We start from the raw sequence: 17,123 nt of genomic DNA, 5'->3' as shown, positions 1-17,123 counted from the left end.
GCTCGTTTCAGGCCGGTTCGGCGGTCTCCACGCCACGCAGACTCTGCTGCACGGGCGGCTGCTCATGGCTTACATGCCGCGCTGTTTCGAACAGTTCCGCGAGCCAGTTGACGAAGGTAAGTACGCGAGGCGGAGCGCGGCGATGACGCAGATACGCGACCGATACCGGCAGCGCCGCGGGTCTGTGATGCGGCAGCACTTCACGCAGCCGCCCGGAGTCAAGATAGGGCTGGGCCAACGCCCGTGGCGGCTGGATCAGTCCAAGTCCGCGCAGGCCGCATTCGAGGTACGCGTGCTCGTCACTCACCTGCACAAAACCCCCAAGCGACACGTTGACCGTGTCGCCTTCGACCTGAAAATCGAAATCCGCCGCACGCCCTGTTTGCGCGCACGTGTGGTTCACCGCGGCGTGACCGCTTAGCTCCTCGAACCGTTGCGGTGTGCCGTATCGCGCGAGATACAGCGGGCTCGCGCAGGTCACACGCTCGAGCGCGCCCAGTCGGCGAGCGGCGAGGCCTGCATCCGGTGGCTTTCCAGTCAGAACGCAGCAATCGATCGCTTCGCCGACCCGTTCGACCTGGCGGTTGCTGACGCCGAAGGTGAGCAGGATGTGCTCATAGCGCGCGTGAAAATCGTCGAGGGCCGGAAACACGATCGCGTTCGCGACGACCGCCGGCATCTCAACGCGCAGCCGTCCGCGCGGCCGGTCATCGGGATGCCGCAGGCTCGCCTCGATATCGTCGATGTCGGCGAGAATCTGCACGCAACGCTCGTAATACGCGGCCCCCTCGGCAGTCAGACTGAGCCGGCGCGTGGTGCGCACGAGCAACTGGATGCCGAGCATGGCCTCGAGACTCTGCACGAGTGTTGTCGCGCTGGCGCGCGGAATCCCGAGCGACTGCGCGGCGCGGGTAAAACTGTTGGCGTCGACGATGCGTACGAAAGTCTGCATCGCCATGATGCGATCCATCACGAGCGTCTCTCCTATGGATGTCGAGGCGCTATGGAACACATCACCAGCCTCGTCCTTGTAGAGCACACTACTGCCGTGCATCGAACGGTGTGAGTGACAAGTGTGGCGGGATTCGGTGTGTGGGCAATGAACCCGGTGACGACCCGTTGCGCGCAACGGGTCGCCGGCACGATTGCCGATTTGCCGCCCTACGCTTCGGCGAGAATCTGCTGGATGACTTGCTCGAAGGTTTCCACGGGTTGTCCGCCGCTCACCAGATAGCGACCGTTGAAGATGATCGCCGGCACGGACTGAATGCCCTTCGCCTGGTATTCCCGTTCTTCCGCACGGACGTCGTCGGCATAGATTCCGCTGCGCAGCACCTCAGCTGCTTGCGCGGCGTCGAGCCCCACGGACTGGGCTGCTTCAACCAGGACCTCGTGATTGCTCGGGTCTTTGCCCTCGGCATGATAGGCCCGCAGCAGCGCCAGTTTGAGCGGCAACTGCTTGCCTTCGATACCGGCCCAATGCAGCAGGCGGTGCGCGTCGAAGGTGTTATAGACGTGCTCACGTGGGCCGAAAGTAAAACCAACGCTCGCCCCGCGCTCGCGGATCATGGCCTGGGTTTCCGCGATCTGCTCTGGCGTGCGTCCGTATTTCTTGCCGAGATAATCGACAATGGCCTCGCCGTCCGGCCCCATGTCCGGATTCAGCTCGAAGGGATGCACGGTGACTTGAGCGTCGACCGTATCGCTCAAGCGCGATAGTGCAAGCTCGAGTGACGACAGGCCGATGGCACACCACGGGCATGCGATATCGGAGACAAAATCGATTGTTAGCTGTTGTTTCATTGCTTTCCTGACTGAAATAACCTGTGGCGCGGCCGCTTCGCTGCGACGCAAAACGACCCACAGGGTAGCCTAGCCTGAATCGCTGATTTCTGCAGGACCGCGCTCCGGATGTACGCCGAAGCGTTCATCTGCGGCGTGGCCCTCAGTCCGGCATCCCGTTGTGGTCGCCGAGCGGCCTCGTGGGCCAGTCCACCCAGCGGTCCGCGCGGGTCTGTTCGTACGCTTCGTTGACCGGATAACGAATGCGGTTGTCGTCGCGTGGACGTTCGCCGATCACCATCAGCCTGACTTCGTCCTTCGTATTGTTGATGAAGGTGTGGCAGATACCCGTGCCTGACGGAAACGCGACGGAATCGCCTTCAGCAATCGAATGAAGCACGCCGTCGATCCAGACATCGGGCTTGCCTTCGAGCACGTACACAAACTCCTGCTCGGTACTTTCGGCGTGCGGATATGACGTGCGCCGGCCGGGCAGAAGCCTCACGTGATGAATGCCAATGCGCGTGATGCCGAGTGCGGCGGAAAGCGGCGCGTCGAGCGCCATTTTCTCGGTATCGCCGCGATAGGAATGCGCATCCGGTTCTTCCAGCTCGGTCCAATGCTTGATGAAATCGGGTCGGCTCATCGGGTGTTCTCCTTTGGGGACTACGATCGATAATAGCGCCTTACACACTCATTGTTCGTCGTTGGCCAGCGACGTGAGAATCCGGTATGCGGCGGTCACGCGTTCATCAATAGGGAAATTCTTGTTCGCGAGAATGACGATCCCCAGCCGCTTTTGCGGAATGAATGCGACGTACGCGCCGAAGCCGTTGGTCGAGCCGGTTTTGTTAATCCAGACGTCTTCACGAGGCGGCTGCGGCGGCACGATTTCAGTGACCGGCGTTGCGTTGAAAATCATCGCCGACGAGTTTCCGTCCAGAAGCGTCTGCAATTTGACGGGATAGGGATACTGTTCCCATATCAGGTCCTGGGTCATGCCCCCCGCCTTGAAGTATCCGGTGTGGGTGTCCGCAATCGCGCGCTGGAGCTTCGGGTCCAACTGGATCAGATTCATGTTGGCTTCCACGAAACGAACCATGTCGGCAGCCGTGGTCTTCACACCGTAGGCCTCAGCGGACAACACCCCAGGCGCCACTCTGATCGGCCCACCATCTTTCGTGTAGCCCTGAGCGTAGTCGTTCAACTTCCCCGCGGGAACGTTGATGTAACTGCGCTTCATATCAAGCGCGGGAAACAGACGATTTTCCATCAGCGCGCTGAAATCCTGCCCCATGCTCTTCGCCGTTATCAGGCCGAGCGCGCCGATGCCGGGGTTGGCATACGTCCGATGGGTTCCCGGCGCATAGGTGGGCTGCCACTGCTTGAAATACTGCATCAGTTGATCGTCGTTGCGAATGCTGTCCGGCACCTGCAGCGGGAGTCCTCCGGGCGTGTGCGTGCCCAGATTGAGAAGACTGACCTTGCCGAATTCGCTATTGCGCAGGGACGGGAGGTACTTGCTCGACTGATCCGACAGAGACAGATAACCGCTCACCTGCGCATAGGACGCGAGCGTCGCCGTCAATGTCTTGCTGACGGAACCCAGTTCGAACAAAGTGTCGGAGGTAACCGGCGTTCTGGTTTTCGTCGACGCCAGGCCGTAGTTGAAGACGTAATGCCGGTCACCGTCGATGATGCCAATCGCCATGCCGGGAATACCATCGTTCGCCATAACTGGTTGTATGGCGTGGTCGACCGTACGTTTGATTCTGTTTTGCTGATCGTCGGCCGCATGGCCGACGGTTGTGACAGCGCACGCGAAGAAGGTTGCTGCGATGAGGCTTATGGTTCTCAGATTCATGTCCCTGATCGGTCGGTTTTGCGTAGGTGGGTGACGGGCGTTGAAACGGGTCTGCCGGGGAAGGAGTATGCGTGCTCGCAGACTCATCGACTATCGACGATATCTTGTCCGTAGCGAAAGAAAATCTTTCGCGTGGCACGCGATATCCCTCCACGGCTTACCCGTCATTCATCGCTTACGCATCAAACCGAACGATCGAACAAAGGCATGCGGGCCGGACGGCAAGTGCAGATGAAACGACCGCCCTGCCCGTGCGCCGACGATCAGTACGCGCCCATATAGTCGCGCTTGCCGATTTCAACGCCGTTGTGGCGCAGAATCGCGTAGGCCGTTGTGACGTGGAAGAAAAACTGGGGCAGACCGTAGTTCTGCAAATAGGCGCTGCCGACCAGCTTCTTCTCTTTCGGCGTACCCGGGCGCAGGACGATTTCCTTGTTCTCGCTACCCTCGAACTGGGCGGCGTCGAGCGTGCCGAGGTGGGCCAACGCTTTGGCGATCAGCGCTTGCAGGTCGGCAAACGTCACTTCAGTGTCGGGCCACGACGGCACCTCCACGCCGGCCAGGCGCGAGCTGACGCCCTTGCTGAAATCCGCGGCGATCTGCACCTGGCGCACCAGGGGGAACATGTCCGGGAACAGGCGCGCCTGCAGCAACGCGTTCGGCTCGATGTTCTTTTCGGTAGCATGCGCTTCGGCTTTCTTCAGCACCTCGGACAATGCCGTCAGCATTTGCTTGAAGACGGGGACGGATGCGCTGTAGATGGAACTGGTCATGATCACTCTTTCGGTCGATGTTGGATGCCGGCGCGGAAGATGCCGCGCCGGCCGGTTGAATAGGCGGGGGAAGGTTACCACCGTCCAGCCGGAAGTGCGGGTCCACGCGCCTTCGGGGCTGAACAGCAATAGCTGTCTCGCGTTGGCCGAACTCGGCCCGATGCCCGATGCGCGTTTCTCCGTCGGTTGATCGATGAAAAGAACGTCGGCATTTTGACGCGCGCTTGCGCCCGTGAAAAATTAATGGTATTTTTTCATGAAATTTACCGCTTAATTTTTCACGAGAGCCAACATGTTCGACCAGTCAGCCGAGCACGTCGCGAGCTACTACGCACGCACCTATCCTGCCCCGATCCCTCTGCGGCCGGCGCTGGAAGAGCGTCTCGACACGGAAGTGCTGATCGTCGGCGCGGGGTTCAGTGGCCTGCACACGGCGCTGCGTCTGGCCCTCGCGGGTAAGCGTGTCACGGTGCTCGAAGCCAGCCGGGTAGCCTGGGCGGCGTCCGGGCGCAACGGCGGCCAGGCTCTGCTCGGTTGGTCTTGCGACATGCCTCCGCTGGAAGCAGCGTTGGGTCTGGAACGTGCCCGCCAACTGTGGGACAGCATGCGTTGGGCCGCCGGCGAGATACGTGAACTGCCGGCGCGGCATGGCTTCGATGCGGACTACCGTGCGGGAAGTCTGTGGGCGGCAGTGCTGCCGCGCCGCACCGCCCTCCTCGAGCAGGCCCAACAGGAAGCCGAGGAAAAGTGGGGCTACGACAAGATGCGCTTCATCCCTCGCGAGGCAATGCCTCAATGGATTGCAAGCGAACGCTATCAGGCGGCGCTCTACGATCCCGAGGCAGGCCATCTGAATCCGCTGAAACTGGCCCAAGGCCTGGCCGCGGCGATCGAACAGGCCGGCGGACGCATCTTCGAGCAAAGCCAGGTGCTGGACTACCGCGAGACGCCTGGCGGTTTTGTCGCGCGCACCGATAAAGGCGAGGTGCGCGCGGATGTCCTGGTACTCGCCTGCAATGCCTATATCGACCGGCTCGACCGCAAACTTTCCAGGCGCATGCTGCCCGTTGGCACCTATCAGGTGGCCACGTCGCCGCTGCGGCCGGAGGTGGCCTGTTCGCTACTGCCACGCAACAGCTGCGTGATCGACAACCAGTTCGTTCCCGACTACTTCCGCTTAAGTCCTGACAACCGCCTGCTGTTCGGCGGCGGCTGCACCTACGCGGGCGGCATTCCAAAGGATATTGCGGCGGCGACCCGGCCTTACCTGGAGCGCGCATTCCCGCAGCTGCGCGGAGTGGAACTCGAGTTTGCGTGGGGCGGGCATATCGACATCAGCATGAAGCGCACGCCGGATATCGGTCGACAAGGTGAGCGCTACTGGTTGCAAGGCTATTCGGGGCACGGCGTGCTGCCTACGCTCGCCGCCGGCCGGGCGGTCGCCGACGCCATCCTCGGCGACGACGAATTGCTCGACCTGTATCAGGCCATCGACAATCCGCCTTTTCCCGGCGGTGCGCTACTGGCCGCGCCGCTGGAGGTCATTGGCAAGACCTGGTATCGTCTGCGCGACAGAGTCTGAGAGAAGAGGCAGAAGATGAACAAGCAGGAAGAAATCGAAGGTCTCGCGATACTGATTCGGGACCTGCGCAAGCATAAGAAAGTGACGTTGGGCGCGTTGGCGGAAAAGATCGGCCGCTCGGTGGGTTTCCTTTCCCAGATCGAGCGCGGCCTCTCACGTCCGACCGTGGGCGATCTGACCGCCATCGGCGAGGCCCTTGGCGTACCCACCACCTATTTTTATAGCCTGAGCAAGCCCCGCGCGCTGCCTTGGGTGACCCGGCCGGATGAACGCCGCACGCTGTATTACGCCGAGGGCGTGACTGACGTGCTCGTGTCGCCGAACATGTCAGCGGGTTTTTCGATGCTGGAAAGCCACCTGGAGCCGGGCGCCAGCAGCGGCGACAAACCGTTGAATGACAGCGACGAGCAAGGTGGCTTCGTCCTCGAAGGCGAGTTAACCATCTGGCTGGACGACGAAGAGCACCCGGCGACCCTCGGCCCTAACGACGGCTTCCAGGTGCCGGCGCACACGCGGTTTCGCTACGCCAATCTCTCCGACGAACCCACGCGGGTACTTTGGGTGTTCACCTAGGATTCAGGCAGTACATAACGTAGCAGCGAACGCTGCGTTGAATGTCAATTCGGATGACTAATGGACGGCGCCGTGACTACCGCGTTCGTTTCTGCTATGTGGTCGACTTGCCTGTTTTTTTCCACGGTAGCTTTTAACTGAATCTCAATCATCGCGTCTTCTTGCGTGAGAAGGACAACAATATGACTTCCCCCAGCGCCGACCTGCTCAGCGAAGTACGCGCCTTCCGCGCGGCGTATCCCGAGGTGCGTTACGTCGATCTCATTTGCCTGGATATCCCCGGGCACTTCTACGGCAAGCGCTACCCCATAGACATGCTCGAGAAAGTCGCTGCCGGCAGTCTCCTGAAACTGCCGCAGAACTGCATTTTGCTCGGTGCGCAGGGTGGCGTGTTCCCGATCGGCGACTATTGCTTCAACGACGGCGATCCGGATGCGCAGCGCCGCCTGATCGCCGGCACCCTCAAGCCCGTGCGATGGGAAAACAAACCATTGGGACAGATGCTGATCAGCTCGGACGGCACCGAGGCGCCCATCGAGTTCGAGCCACGCGAGGTATTGGCGCGTGTGCTGAAACGCTTCGAGCGGCGTGGCATCCGCCCGGTTGTCGCTTTCGAACTGGAGTTTTATCTGTTCGACGCGAGGCTGGCGGACGGTCTTCCGCAATTCCCCCGCGACCCGTTCTGCGAAGATCCAGACGACCAGTCCAATATGCACATCGAGCGCTTGTCGCGCTTCTCCAGTGTGCTCAATGAGATGGTCGACGCTACGCGCGAGCAAGGCGTGGACGCTACGGTGATTACTGCCGAGCTCGGGCCCGGACAGTTCGAGATCAACTTTGGCCACAACGACGACAGTCTGCGCGCCGCCGACTGGGCTGCCCTGTTCTGCCGCAGCACGCGCGGCGTGGCGCTGAAACACGGCTACCGCGCGAGCTTCATGAGCAAGCCGTACCTGCACGCGCCGGGCAGCGGCATGCACGTGCATGTGAGTCTCTACGACGAAGCGGGCAACAACCTGCTGGCCGCTGACGGCCAGCGTCCGCTGCGCCATGCAGTGGCCGGGTGCCTCGCCTTGCTACCGCATTGCATGCCTGTCTTCGCCGCCAACCACAACGCGTTTCGCCGCTATGGCTGGAAGACGAATGCGGCCAGCCGTGCCAGTTGGGGTTTCGAAGACCGCGACGCCTGCATTCGCATTCCGGAATCGGATGACCGCAACCTGCGCATCGAACACCGCCTGGCGGGCGCCGATGCGAACCCTTACCTTGTCCTCGCCGCTATTCTCACCGGCATGGAACACGGGCTGGATGCAGGCCGCGAACCCATCGCACCGCTCAACGAAGACCGCCAAAGCGGCGTCGACTTTCCGCAAGACATGCTCACGGCCGTCGCCGCGATGCAGGACCATCCGGTCGTAGGCAAAGGCTTGGGCGAAGAGTTCGTGATGGTCTACTGCGAGAACAAACGCCAGGACCATCTGGATTTCATGAACGAAGTGAATGCGCGGGAATACCGCTGGTTCCTTTGAGCGAGCGGCTAGGTATTGGCCACCAGCAGCTCCTCAGCATTCTTTGGCGGCCGCAGACCATCGGTCCTGCCCGTGAAGTAGCGCTCGGTAAGATCGGCCGCCGAGACGTGCCGTGCTTCTCCGAAGCCCGCTTCATGAGCCAGCGCCAGAATCTCCGGCGGCGTGAAGAAACTGATGAACGGTGTCCCGCTTGATCGTGCGCCCTTCTCTGCCATCTCAAGCCCGGGGCGCACCTCAGGGTCCGCCATCTCAAGCGGAAGCAGGAACGTCATAGCGAGCGTCGATCCTGGAGCAAGGGACGCGACTTCGCGCAGCGTGGCCGCGTTCGCATCCTTCGTGAGATACATGCTGACGCCCGTGGAGACCACGATTGCGGGCTTGCTCTCATCGAAGCCGGCGGTCACGAGCCCGTCTCGCCAGCTTCCCCCCGCCTCGAAATCGACCGGCACGAAACGCAGCCAGTCCGGAACGCCGAAGCCCAGCTCGATCAGACGCTGACGCTTCCATGCCTGAGGACCCGGCTGGTCGACCTCGAACACCTTAAGATGAGATGCGATCTCCGGCCGCCGCTGAGCGAAGCTATCGAGGCCGGCGCCGAGGATGACGTACTGATCAAGACCGCGGCCGGCCTGCTCCACAACCAGGTCTTCAATGAAGCGGGCACGCGCCACGATCGAAGCGCGAAAGGGTCGCGTGAATTGAGGGTCCATGTCGCCGCGGCTGCGCCAACCCGCATCCGGGGCCAGCAGCTTAAGGCCGATTACGTCTTCCAGCACATGCGGCGGCGGGTCGGACCAGACGTGGAGCGCGCGCCACAAGGCGACTCGCGCTGCTGTGCTGTCTGGCGCTGCATCTTGCTTACCGGTCATGACTTTCGATCCTCCTGTGGGCGAATATTGTTGACGTTAACCCATTTCACGCCTACGAGGGCAAGAGGACTTTTTTCATCGACGGTGCAGGATGGACCGCGTAATTCTGTCGTTCATAGAAGGGAACGGCATCCGGCCGGGCATCTAGAAACACCGCAGTCATATTGCGAGCACGTGCGTCGGCTTCCGCATATTCCGTCAAGGCGCGACCCGCACCGCCGCCCCGTGTCGTCTCGTCAACGACGAGATCGTCGATATGCAAGTGCGCCCCGCGCGCCAACGTGTGGACCGGCCTCATCCCCATCACGCCAACAAGTTTGCCGCCTTGAAAAGCGCCGACAAGCTCGTAGCCAGAATGCGATTGCAGCCTGGCTCTTCTGAGAAATTCGTCTTGATCAAGTGCCCGCAATTGCGCGATCACCGGAAAGGCTTGTGCCCATTCTGTTGGGGAAAGCCTTCGGATATCCAGGCTGTTGTTGTGATTGTCGGCCATATCGGCATTCTGTCCTCGTTGGGAGAATGCCGATTCTGGCACAGCTACAGAGACATGCCGCCCGAGACTTCGATGCGCTGGCCATTGACCCAGCGATTGTCCTCGGACAGCAGCGACGCGATCATCGGGCCGATGTCGTCGGGCAAGCCCGCACGGCCGAGTGCCGTGCCGTCCGCAACCAGCTTGTTGATCTCGGGATTGTCGCGCACCATGCCGCCGCTGAAGTCGGTGGCGACTGCGCCTGGCGCGACGGTATTGACGGCGATTCGACGCGGACCGAGTTCCTTCGCGAGATAGCGAGTCAGAACCTCGACCGCGCCTTTCATGGATGCATAGGACCCACTGCCTGGGAAGGTGAAACGGGTCAGTCCCGAGGAGATATTCACGATGCGGCCACCTTCCTTGATCAACGGCAGAAGCTTTTGCGTCAGGAAAAACACGCCCTTGAAATGGACATGGTAAAGACTGTCCAGCTCCTCCTCGGTTGTCTTTTCGAACGGCGTGTGATTCGAAGTGCCGGCGTTGTTGACAAGGTAGTCGAAACGCTCGGCGCCCAACTGCGCAAGCGACGCCCGAACCTGCTCCACGAACGCGTCGAATGTGCTCACCTTTCCGGTATCGAGTGGCAGCGCAATGGCTCTTTGCCCCTCCTCCGCCACGAGGCCGACAACCTTGTCGGCTTCCGCCTGATTGGCGCGATAGGTGAATACGGAACTGACGCCGCGCTTCGCAAGGCTCACGACCGTATTGCGCCCCAAGCCGCGACTCCCGCCTGTCACGATGGCAATTTTCGAAATGGCGTCTGCCGATTGTCCTGCTGTCATTTTTGCGCTCCACGTTAGAGGTGTAGACGCAGCTTATTCCGGCCGATGGCGAGGCTGAATGCCCTAACTGTCCTTCTTCTTGCCTAATCCTGCTCAGGCTCTGCAGCTCGACACGGGAGGCAGTAACATGCGGAAATGCAGGCGCGGAGGAAGTTCATATGTCAAATGCCTTGGTCGAAGGTGTCAAACGCTACACCGACAATCAAGCCGGGAGCGAAGGCCCGTTCATGACCGCCATCGAGGGCTTGATCATCATCCGGTCGGATCATGAAAAACACCCTTCTCATCTGATCATGAAGCCGGCTCTCTGTGTCGTCGTTCAAGGCGCCAAGTGGACGACGTTCGGTGACAGGCGGTACGACTACAGGGCAGGACAAGCCCTGATCGTCAACGTTGAGATGCCGGCGTTCAGCAGGATTGTGAAGGCCAGTCCAACAGAGCCTTACCTCGCTATTGCCATGGAGTTCGACCTTGCCATCATGCGCGATGTCATGGCATGTCTCGATACGCCACCTGCGCCGGAAGACGAGCTCGGCCACGGCGTGTTTGTCACCGAGATTGACGGGCCGCTCGCCGACTGCATGCTGCGAATGGTGCGTCTCCTCGATACGCCTCACGCTATTCCCATTCTCGCGCCGATGATCAAGCGAGAAATTTGCTACTGGTTGCTAACGGGACGTCACGGCAACGAGGTCGCACGGGTCGTTCTGGCAACCAGCCATGTGCATAAAGTCGTGACTGCCATCCACGCGTTAAGAGGCCAATTCACCGAGACCATACGCATCGAAGACCTGGCCGCCGTTGCACAAATGAGTCCGTCGGCATTCCACCGGCAGTTCAAGGCGCTGACATCGATGACGCCGTTGCAATACCAGAAGCAGCTTCGCCTGCTTGAAGCGCGCAACCTGATGGTGGCAGGCATTGCCAATGCCGAAGCGGCAGCCTATCAGGTGGGCTACGAAAGCGCATCGCAATTCAGCCGCGAATACTCGCGTATGTTTGGAGCGCCACCCCGTCGTGACATCGAGGCGTTGAAAACAGCAACGACTTAGTTGTTCACGCCGCCGTATCAATTCGCATCGCGCACCCAGTTGCCTCCATGCGCCGCGGCCTGCGCAGCGGGCGAGGTGGCAAGATAGGCGAGCGCCTGCTCGGTCGAGCCTTCGTGATGCGGCGTATAGCGCGGATTGAAATAGCGTAGCGCTGCCGCGATCATTTTCCAGAACGACGGCAGGCAACCGCGCCGCGCTCCGGCGCGCCAGGCGAGGATAAAACCCCGGTACGTACCGGCGTCGGGATCGCGCTGGTGCATGAAGCGCGCGCCGTGCGTGAGAAAGTACAGTAGGAGCAACACCGTCGACAGCATGTGGAAGCAGCGTTCGAAGTAGGTACCACCCATATGCCGGAAGATGTCGAAGGCTACGGTGCGATGCTCCACTTCCTCGGCGCCGTGCCAGCGCAGCAGATCGAGCATGGTTGGATCCGCATGAGCGGCATCGAGGCCGTCGGCATTGAGCACCCAATTGCCGAGATAACCAAAAAAATGTTCCAGCGCGGCGATGACACCCAACTGTTGACGCAGCCAGAAGCGCGTTTTTCCGATCTTCAGTCCAAGCGGCTGCTCGCCGAGCAGCTTGCCAAACAGCCAGTCGAGTTTCTTTGTGAAAGGCTGCGTGTCGATGCCGTGCGCCTTGTAGTAGTGCGTGAGCACACCGCCGTGCGAGCGCGAATGCACCGCTTCCTGCCTGAGAAACCCCTCTGCGTCGTCGCGCAGCGCCGGGTCGGTGATCAGCGGCAACGCCTTGTTGTAGACGCGGCAAAACCATAGTTCGCCGGCGGGGAACAGCAGGTTCAGCACATTGATGATGTGCGTACTCGACGGGTCGCCAGGAATCCACTGGATCGGCGTTTGACTCCAGTCGAACTTCACATGGCGCGCCCTGATCTTGTATTGAGTGTGCTCTTGGGTCATGACGGTCTCCGGCATCCGGTGAGTGAGATCAACGCGGCACCATGCCGATGCGGGCGATCACGCGGCTTAGTCCAGGCATGTAGCGCGAGATGAAACGCATTGAATGCGCCTCGAAGCCGATGGCGACCACAGGCTTGTTGCGCAATACCGCACGGAACGCGGCTTTCGCGACCGTTTCGGGTTGCAGGCCGCGCAACTGGTAAAGCCTGGTGGCTTTCTGGCGCATGCGGTCCTGTTCCTGAGCACTGGCGCCGACATACTGGGTTGAGGCCATGATTCCGGTTTCGGCGAACCCCGGGCAGATTGCGCTGACGCCGATCCCGTGTGCAGCGAGTTCTCCACGCATGCACTCGCTGAGCATCAACACGGCAGCCTTGGTGGTCGCATAGGCCGGCAGATCGCGCGAAGGAGCGAAGGCCGCGGCGGACGCCGTATTGATGATGTGACCGCCATTGCCGCGCTTCACCATCTGCCGGGCGAACAGGCGTGAGCCGTGAATCACGCCCCACAGGTTGACGTGAAGAATGCGTTCCCAGTCTTGTGCCGAGGTGTCGAGCACGCCGCCCGCCATGCCAATGCCGGCGTTGTTGACCACGATGTCCGCGCCGCCGAGGTCCGTTCCTACCCAATTCGCCAGCGCTTCCATCTGTTCGGCGCTGCCAACATCGGCCTTGCGTGCGTACGCCTTGCAGCCTGACAACCTGGCCAGCGTAGCCGTGCGTTCCGCGCTTGCTGTGTCGATATCGACCGCGACCACTGCGGCGCCCTGCTTCGCGAATTCCAGTGCAATGCATCGCCCGATGCCGCTGCCTGCGCCAGTCACAACCGCGAGCTTGCCGCTGAGCGGTTTGCGTGCGGCGTCCATGCGGGCGCGTTGCAGCGTGTCCGGTTCGACGCCGCCTTCAGTGTGATCGACGAGTTCACGCACCATCCGGGCCATCTGTTCAGGGTGCGTGACCGGCAACCAGTGCCGCGCGGTCAGCTCACGGCGCCAGTACTTAGGCACCCACCGCGAAAGATCTTCGGACAAGGCCGGGCTAACGTATTTGTCCAGCGTCGGCACGATCACCTGGACCGGCGCGTGTGCGTAACGCTTGCGCGGCGTGAACAGGCAGCGGATGAAGTTGGCGCGGTACAGCGAGACGCCGCGCACGCCGTCCTGCGTTTGCGTCGGGCGCGGTGCGATCTGCGTCTTTTCCACGCGACGCAATACACGCGGCCACCCGCGGCCGAGCCACACTCGCCAGGTCAAACCTGGCAGCACCGGCAAATGGAACAGCAGCACATACCAGGAGCGCACCAGTTGACCCAATAGCTTGCCGATCGAACGCGGCGTGGGATGCAACAAGCGTGCTCGGATCCAGTAAGCGACGTGGTCGAGGCAAGGGCCCGAGCACGACGTGTACGACGCAATGCGTCCGCGCAAGCGCTCTTCGGTGACGAACTCCCAGCCCTGGATCGAGCCCCAGTCGTGCGCGACCAGATGGACGGCGCGATTCGGGCTCACGGCGTCGATGACGGCGATGAAGTCGTCGGTGAGTTTTCCCAGACGGTAAGCAGCCGTCCCTTTGGGCGCGGTGGATTGCCCCGCACCGCGGACATCGTAGGCAATCACATGGAAATCCTGCGCCAACAATGCGGCCACTGCGTCCCAGACTTCGCAGTTGTCGGGGTAGCCATGCACTAACACCACAGTAGGCCGGGCGGGGTCGCCCCATGCTCTGGCGGCAAGCGTCACGTCGCCCGAGTTCACTGTGAATTCGGTGCGGCGCGTGACGGGTGGCGCCTCGTACAGCGTGGGCGATATCGGTTCGGTTAGAAGTTGCATGTGCGCCTCCGTCATGCTGCGGCCAACGCCCGCCCGCGCTGCGCCCAGCGGCGTACATGCGGCAGGTCGTCGTCGAGCCAGTAGGCGTCGTCATCGGTGATGACCAGCAACTCTTCGAATTTGGCGCCTACACCCTGAAAGCCGAGATGCGGCTCGACGGCCCAGAGGCCAGGCGTCGGTGCATGATCGGAGCGGCGATCGATCGACCATAACGGCGACCAGCCCTCCTTCCTGCCCGCGCTAACCTGATCGAGGACGAGGTTGCGCGTCGCGTTCAGGCCGAAACGCGCCACGAAACGCGGCTTGGCCGGCTGGTTCAGCTTCGCGACACGATGCGCGAGCACCTTGAACGGATAGGCCTTGTGGCGCGGCTCGACGCCCTGTTTTCTGCACAACAGGTCGACCGCACGCGCTACGTCGGCAAGCGTGTGCCGTTGCTTCACCATGGTGACGATCAACTCGCGGTGCTCGGCCAGGTCGTCTTTCAGTTGTTCGAGAGTGGGATTCGTGCCGACACAGGTGGCGTAGCCGACATCGGCGATCACGCCGTTCAGCACCGGCGCCACGTCGAGAATGACCGGCATGTTTTCTTCCAGCCGACGCGAACTCGGAAAGAATGCCAGGTTAAAGCCGGCCATGTGCGACAGCCCGGAAAAACCTTCAAAGGCGGTACGGTCGCCAAACCAGGCGAAGGGTTTGTGCAGCCAGTCGCGCACGCCGTGATCCTGCAGCCATTCGGTCAGCAGCCGGGCGGCGTCCTTCTCCGTCATGCCCGGTTGGAGCATTTCGCCGACGCTCTCGACGCAGCGATAGGCCAGTTGCTGGACTTCGCGGAACTGCGTCAATTCTTCCACGTCGACGTGTGGAATGGACTTGTCACCCATACATGCCTCCCGAATATGCTGTCGACGGGGGCGCGGCCACCCGTCACGATGACATTTTTTATTGTTACATTGTTTGATGTAACGATTGGATCGTACACCACCCTGGGTGCTCGTCCACTGGTTGTTTTCCCTGGGGGCTTATTGGGGATGCGGGATGGGGGCGTTGAGGCCGTCCGGTTAGCCGAAGGTACGGGCGCCTGAACTCAGTCAGGCACCGACTTCGGCATCAACCGTGTGGCGTGGGGATGTGGTGGCAGACGAGCCGGAGCGTTGTTTGCTCGTCGGCAAACCGGGTATTTGTTCCGGCTGTTGAGCGGCTAATGAGCGGCCAATGAGCGGCCAATGACTGGCCGCTGACTTAAGGAACCGGTGGGAAGTGCCGCTTGCCGGCGTGGATTGGCAAGCGCCGGAAGCGTTCTTTCTTGTGCTCTTCGTCGAAGTGGGCAAGAGACGGCTTGACCAGATCGCTGCGCGACACAATGCCGACCAATTGCAACGTTTCGGAGTCCGTGACTACCGGCAAGCGTTCGAGACCTTGCACCGCAAGCCGCGTTGCGACGAGCCGGCAGGTTTCGCTCGGCAATGCAAATGCGGGAGAACGGTGGCGCAACACGTCAACGAGGCGCGAATCGAGCGCATCCGCTGCCTCGTCATCGCGCATTTTTTCCAGTAGCGCGCGATCGACCACACCTTCCAGCATGCCTTGACGCACGACCGGATAGGCGCGATGTCTCTGCGTCGCGCCGAAGTACGTTGCTAGCGCTTCACTCACGGACATATCGCCATCGATTGTCTCGACCGTACGCGACATCACCTCATCCACGTGGTGGCGCTCAAGCGGATCGACGCCGTATTCCCGGTAGATGTGATAGCCACGCCGGGCAATTTTCTCGGTCATGATGGAGCGCTTCATGACGACCGTTGCAAACCCGTGCGCGACCAGCGTCGCGGCAAGCAGCGGCAGCAATGCGTTGCTGTCGTGCGTGAGACCGAAAGCGAACACGATGGCGGTCAATGGCGCGCCCAAGGTAGCGCCGAGCGTGGCCGCCATGCAGACGAGCGGCCACTGGGCAGGTTCGCCGCCCGGCAGCACGTGGCCGAGCACGACGCCGAGCCCTGCGCCCAACATGAGCAACGGCGCGAGCACGCCACCTGAAGTGCCCGAGCCCAACGCCACGACCCAGATGATCGCCTTCACGATCAGAATCGCCAGCGCGATCTGGATTGCAATGTGCTGATGCAACAGGTCACCGATCACGTCGTAGCCAACGCCCAGCGCGCGAGGTTCGAGAAAGCCGCCGATACCGACAACGAGGCCGCCGAGCGCGGGCCACCACATCCAGTGAATGGGCAGCTTGCCGAACAGGTCTTCGGTCTTGTACAACGCGGCCGACAGGCCCGATGCAAGCGCGCCGGACAACAAGCCTGCAATGACGCAGGACACCAGCGACAGCGCGCCGGGAGGCGCAGTCTCAAGCGGAAACAGCGGCCCCGTGCCGAAGAATGCCGCACGCGCAAAACCCGCAACTGCGCACGCAAGTGCAACCGGCAGAAAACTACGCGGACGCCATTCGAACAGCAGCAGTTCGACTGCGAGCAACACGGCCGCCACCGGCGTGCCGAAGACCGCTGTCATGCCCGCCGCGGCGCCGGCAACCAGCAGCGTCTTGCGTTCAGCGGACGTGACCTTCACGCACTGCGCGATCAGCGACCCGAGCGCGCCGCCTGTCATGATGATCGGGCCTTCCGCGCCGAACGGCCCGCCGCTGCCGATCACAATGCCGGACGACAGTGGTTTGAGAATCGCCACTTTCGGCGACATGCGGCTCTTGCCGAACAGGATGGCTTCGATCGCTTCGGGAATGCCATGTCCACGGATCTTTTCCGAACCGTAACGGGCCATGAATCCGACGATGAGACCGCCGATCACCGGGATGATCACCACCCAGATACCCAACGTGTTGAGGGCCGGCGAGCGCTCCGCAAACGAAAATTGCTGGAAGAAAAACAGATTGGTGAACAGATGAATCAGGCTCAGCAGCACGAACGCCGCAAGCGTGCTGAGCGCACCAATTGCCGCGGCGAGTGCGGAAATACCGGGAAGCCGCGCGTTGGTGGAAAAGTCGCGCTTATGGGTATCGAGACTCATG

Annotated in this window: 16 protein-coding genes; 4 read left to right on the top strand and 12 right to left on the bottom strand. The window is 61.5% G+C overall.

From position 1 onward, the window contains the following. Positions 1-7: 7 nt before the first annotated feature. The 5 genes from M0D68_RS10255 to M0D68_RS10235 all read right to left on the bottom strand — a co-directional run bounded on the left by M0D68_RS10255 (position 8) and on the right by M0D68_RS10235 (position 4,419). Positions 8-973 carry a LysR family transcriptional regulator gene (locus M0D68_RS10255; protein WP_200621650.1) on the bottom strand — a complete coding sequence of 322 codons (966 nt, stop codon included), beginning with the start codon at positions 971-973 and terminating at the stop codon, positions 8-10. Between the two features lie 188 nt (positions 974-1,161). Then, entirely contained in the window at positions 1,162-1,803 is a 642-nt protein-coding gene (locus M0D68_RS10250; RefSeq protein ID WP_093633195.1) for a DsbA family oxidoreductase, read from the bottom strand. A 142-nt stretch (positions 1,804-1,945) separates the two neighbouring features. Then, entirely contained in the window at positions 1,946-2,428 is a 483-nt protein-coding gene (locus M0D68_RS10245) for a cupin domain-containing protein (RefSeq protein WP_200621637.1), read from the bottom strand. Between the two features lie 48 nt (positions 2,429-2,476). Then, positions 2,477-3,646, bottom strand: coding sequence for a class C beta-lactamase (ampC, locus tag M0D68_RS10240; RefSeq protein WP_200621651.1), 1,170 nt, complete (start codon positions 3,644-3,646; stop codon positions 2,477-2,479). A gap of 263 nt (positions 3,647-3,909) precedes the next feature. Then, positions 3,910-4,419 (bottom strand): DUF1993 family protein, encoded by a 510-nt coding sequence (locus tag M0D68_RS10235; protein WP_200621652.1) that lies wholly within the window; start codon positions 4,417-4,419, stop codon positions 3,910-3,912. 292 nt (positions 4,420-4,711) lie between these two features. Here M0D68_RS10235 and M0D68_RS10230 point away from each other — a divergent pair, with 292 nt between their 5' ends. The 3 genes from M0D68_RS10230 to M0D68_RS10220 all read left to right on the top strand — a co-directional run bounded on the left by M0D68_RS10230 (position 4,712) and on the right by M0D68_RS10220 (position 8,103). Beyond that, entirely contained in the window at positions 4,712-6,001 is a 1,290-nt protein-coding gene (locus M0D68_RS10230; RefSeq protein WP_200621638.1) for an FAD-binding oxidoreductase, read from the top strand. A gap of 15 nt (positions 6,002-6,016) precedes the next feature. Further along, entirely contained in the window at positions 6,017-6,574 is a 558-nt protein-coding gene (locus tag M0D68_RS10225; protein WP_200621639.1) for a helix-turn-helix domain-containing protein, read from the top strand. A 182-nt stretch (positions 6,575-6,756) separates the two neighbouring features. Beyond that, positions 6,757-8,103, top strand: a complete 1,347-nt coding sequence (locus tag M0D68_RS10220) for a glutamine synthetase family protein (RefSeq protein ID WP_200621640.1) — start codon at positions 6,757-6,759, stop codon at positions 8,101-8,103. 8 nt (positions 8,104-8,111) lie between these two features. Here M0D68_RS10220 and M0D68_RS10215 read toward each other — a convergent pair whose 3' ends face one another. The 3 genes from M0D68_RS10215 to M0D68_RS10205 are packed head-to-tail and all read right to left on the bottom strand — an operon-like array spanning position 8,112 to position 10,289. After that, positions 8,112-8,972: a class I SAM-dependent methyltransferase gene (locus M0D68_RS10215; protein WP_200621641.1), complete on the bottom strand. Its 861-nt coding sequence runs from the start codon at positions 8,970-8,972 to the stop codon at positions 8,112-8,114. A gap of 52 nt (positions 8,973-9,024) precedes the next feature. Then, positions 9,025-9,465: a GNAT family N-acetyltransferase gene (locus M0D68_RS10210; RefSeq protein WP_200621642.1), complete on the bottom strand. Its 441-nt coding sequence runs from the start codon at positions 9,463-9,465 to the stop codon at positions 9,025-9,027. Between the two features lie 44 nt (positions 9,466-9,509). Then, positions 9,510-10,289 (bottom strand): SDR family NAD(P)-dependent oxidoreductase, encoded by a 780-nt coding sequence (locus tag M0D68_RS10205; protein ID WP_200621643.1) that lies wholly within the window; start codon positions 10,287-10,289, stop codon positions 9,510-9,512. Between the two features lie 158 nt (positions 10,290-10,447). Here M0D68_RS10205 and M0D68_RS10200 point away from each other — a divergent pair, with 158 nt between their 5' ends. Further along, the gene (locus tag M0D68_RS10200) at positions 10,448-11,341 is read left to right on the top strand and encodes an AraC family transcriptional regulator (RefSeq protein ID WP_200621644.1); all 894 of its coding nucleotides are present in this window, start codon (positions 10,448-10,450) and stop codon (positions 11,339-11,341) included. A 17-nt stretch (positions 11,342-11,358) separates the two neighbouring features. On the opposite strand, the gene M0D68_RS10195 is transcribed toward M0D68_RS10200, so the two are convergent. From M0D68_RS10195 to M0D68_RS10180, 4 genes are all read right to left on the bottom strand, one after another. After that, positions 11,359-12,261 carry a metal-dependent hydrolase gene (locus tag M0D68_RS10195; protein ID WP_093633206.1) on the bottom strand — a complete coding sequence of 301 codons (903 nt, stop codon included), beginning with the start codon at positions 12,259-12,261 and terminating at the stop codon, positions 11,359-11,361. A 28-nt stretch (positions 12,262-12,289) separates the two neighbouring features. Continuing rightward, positions 12,290-14,089 (bottom strand): SDR family oxidoreductase, encoded by a 1,800-nt coding sequence (locus tag M0D68_RS10190; protein ID WP_200621645.1) that lies wholly within the window; start codon positions 14,087-14,089, stop codon positions 12,290-12,292. Between the two features lie 11 nt (positions 14,090-14,100). Beyond that, entirely contained in the window at positions 14,101-14,973 is an 873-nt protein-coding gene (locus M0D68_RS10185) for a M24 family metallopeptidase (RefSeq protein ID WP_200621646.1), read from the bottom strand. Positions 14,974-15,331: 358 nt separating this feature from the next. After that, a complete protein-coding gene (locus M0D68_RS10180) occupies positions 15,332-17,122 on the bottom strand; it encodes a chloride channel protein (protein WP_200621647.1) in 1,791 nt (596 codons plus the stop codon). Position 17,123 lies beyond the last annotated feature (1 nt).

The sequence above is a fragment of the Paraburkholderia sp. SEWSISQ10-3 4 genome (assembly GCF_030464785.1).
Taxonomy (GTDB): Bacteria; Pseudomonadota; Gammaproteobacteria; order Burkholderiales; family Burkholderiaceae; genus Paraburkholderia; species Paraburkholderia aspalathi.
This window is presented reverse-complemented; position numbering and strand designations above follow the sequence as displayed.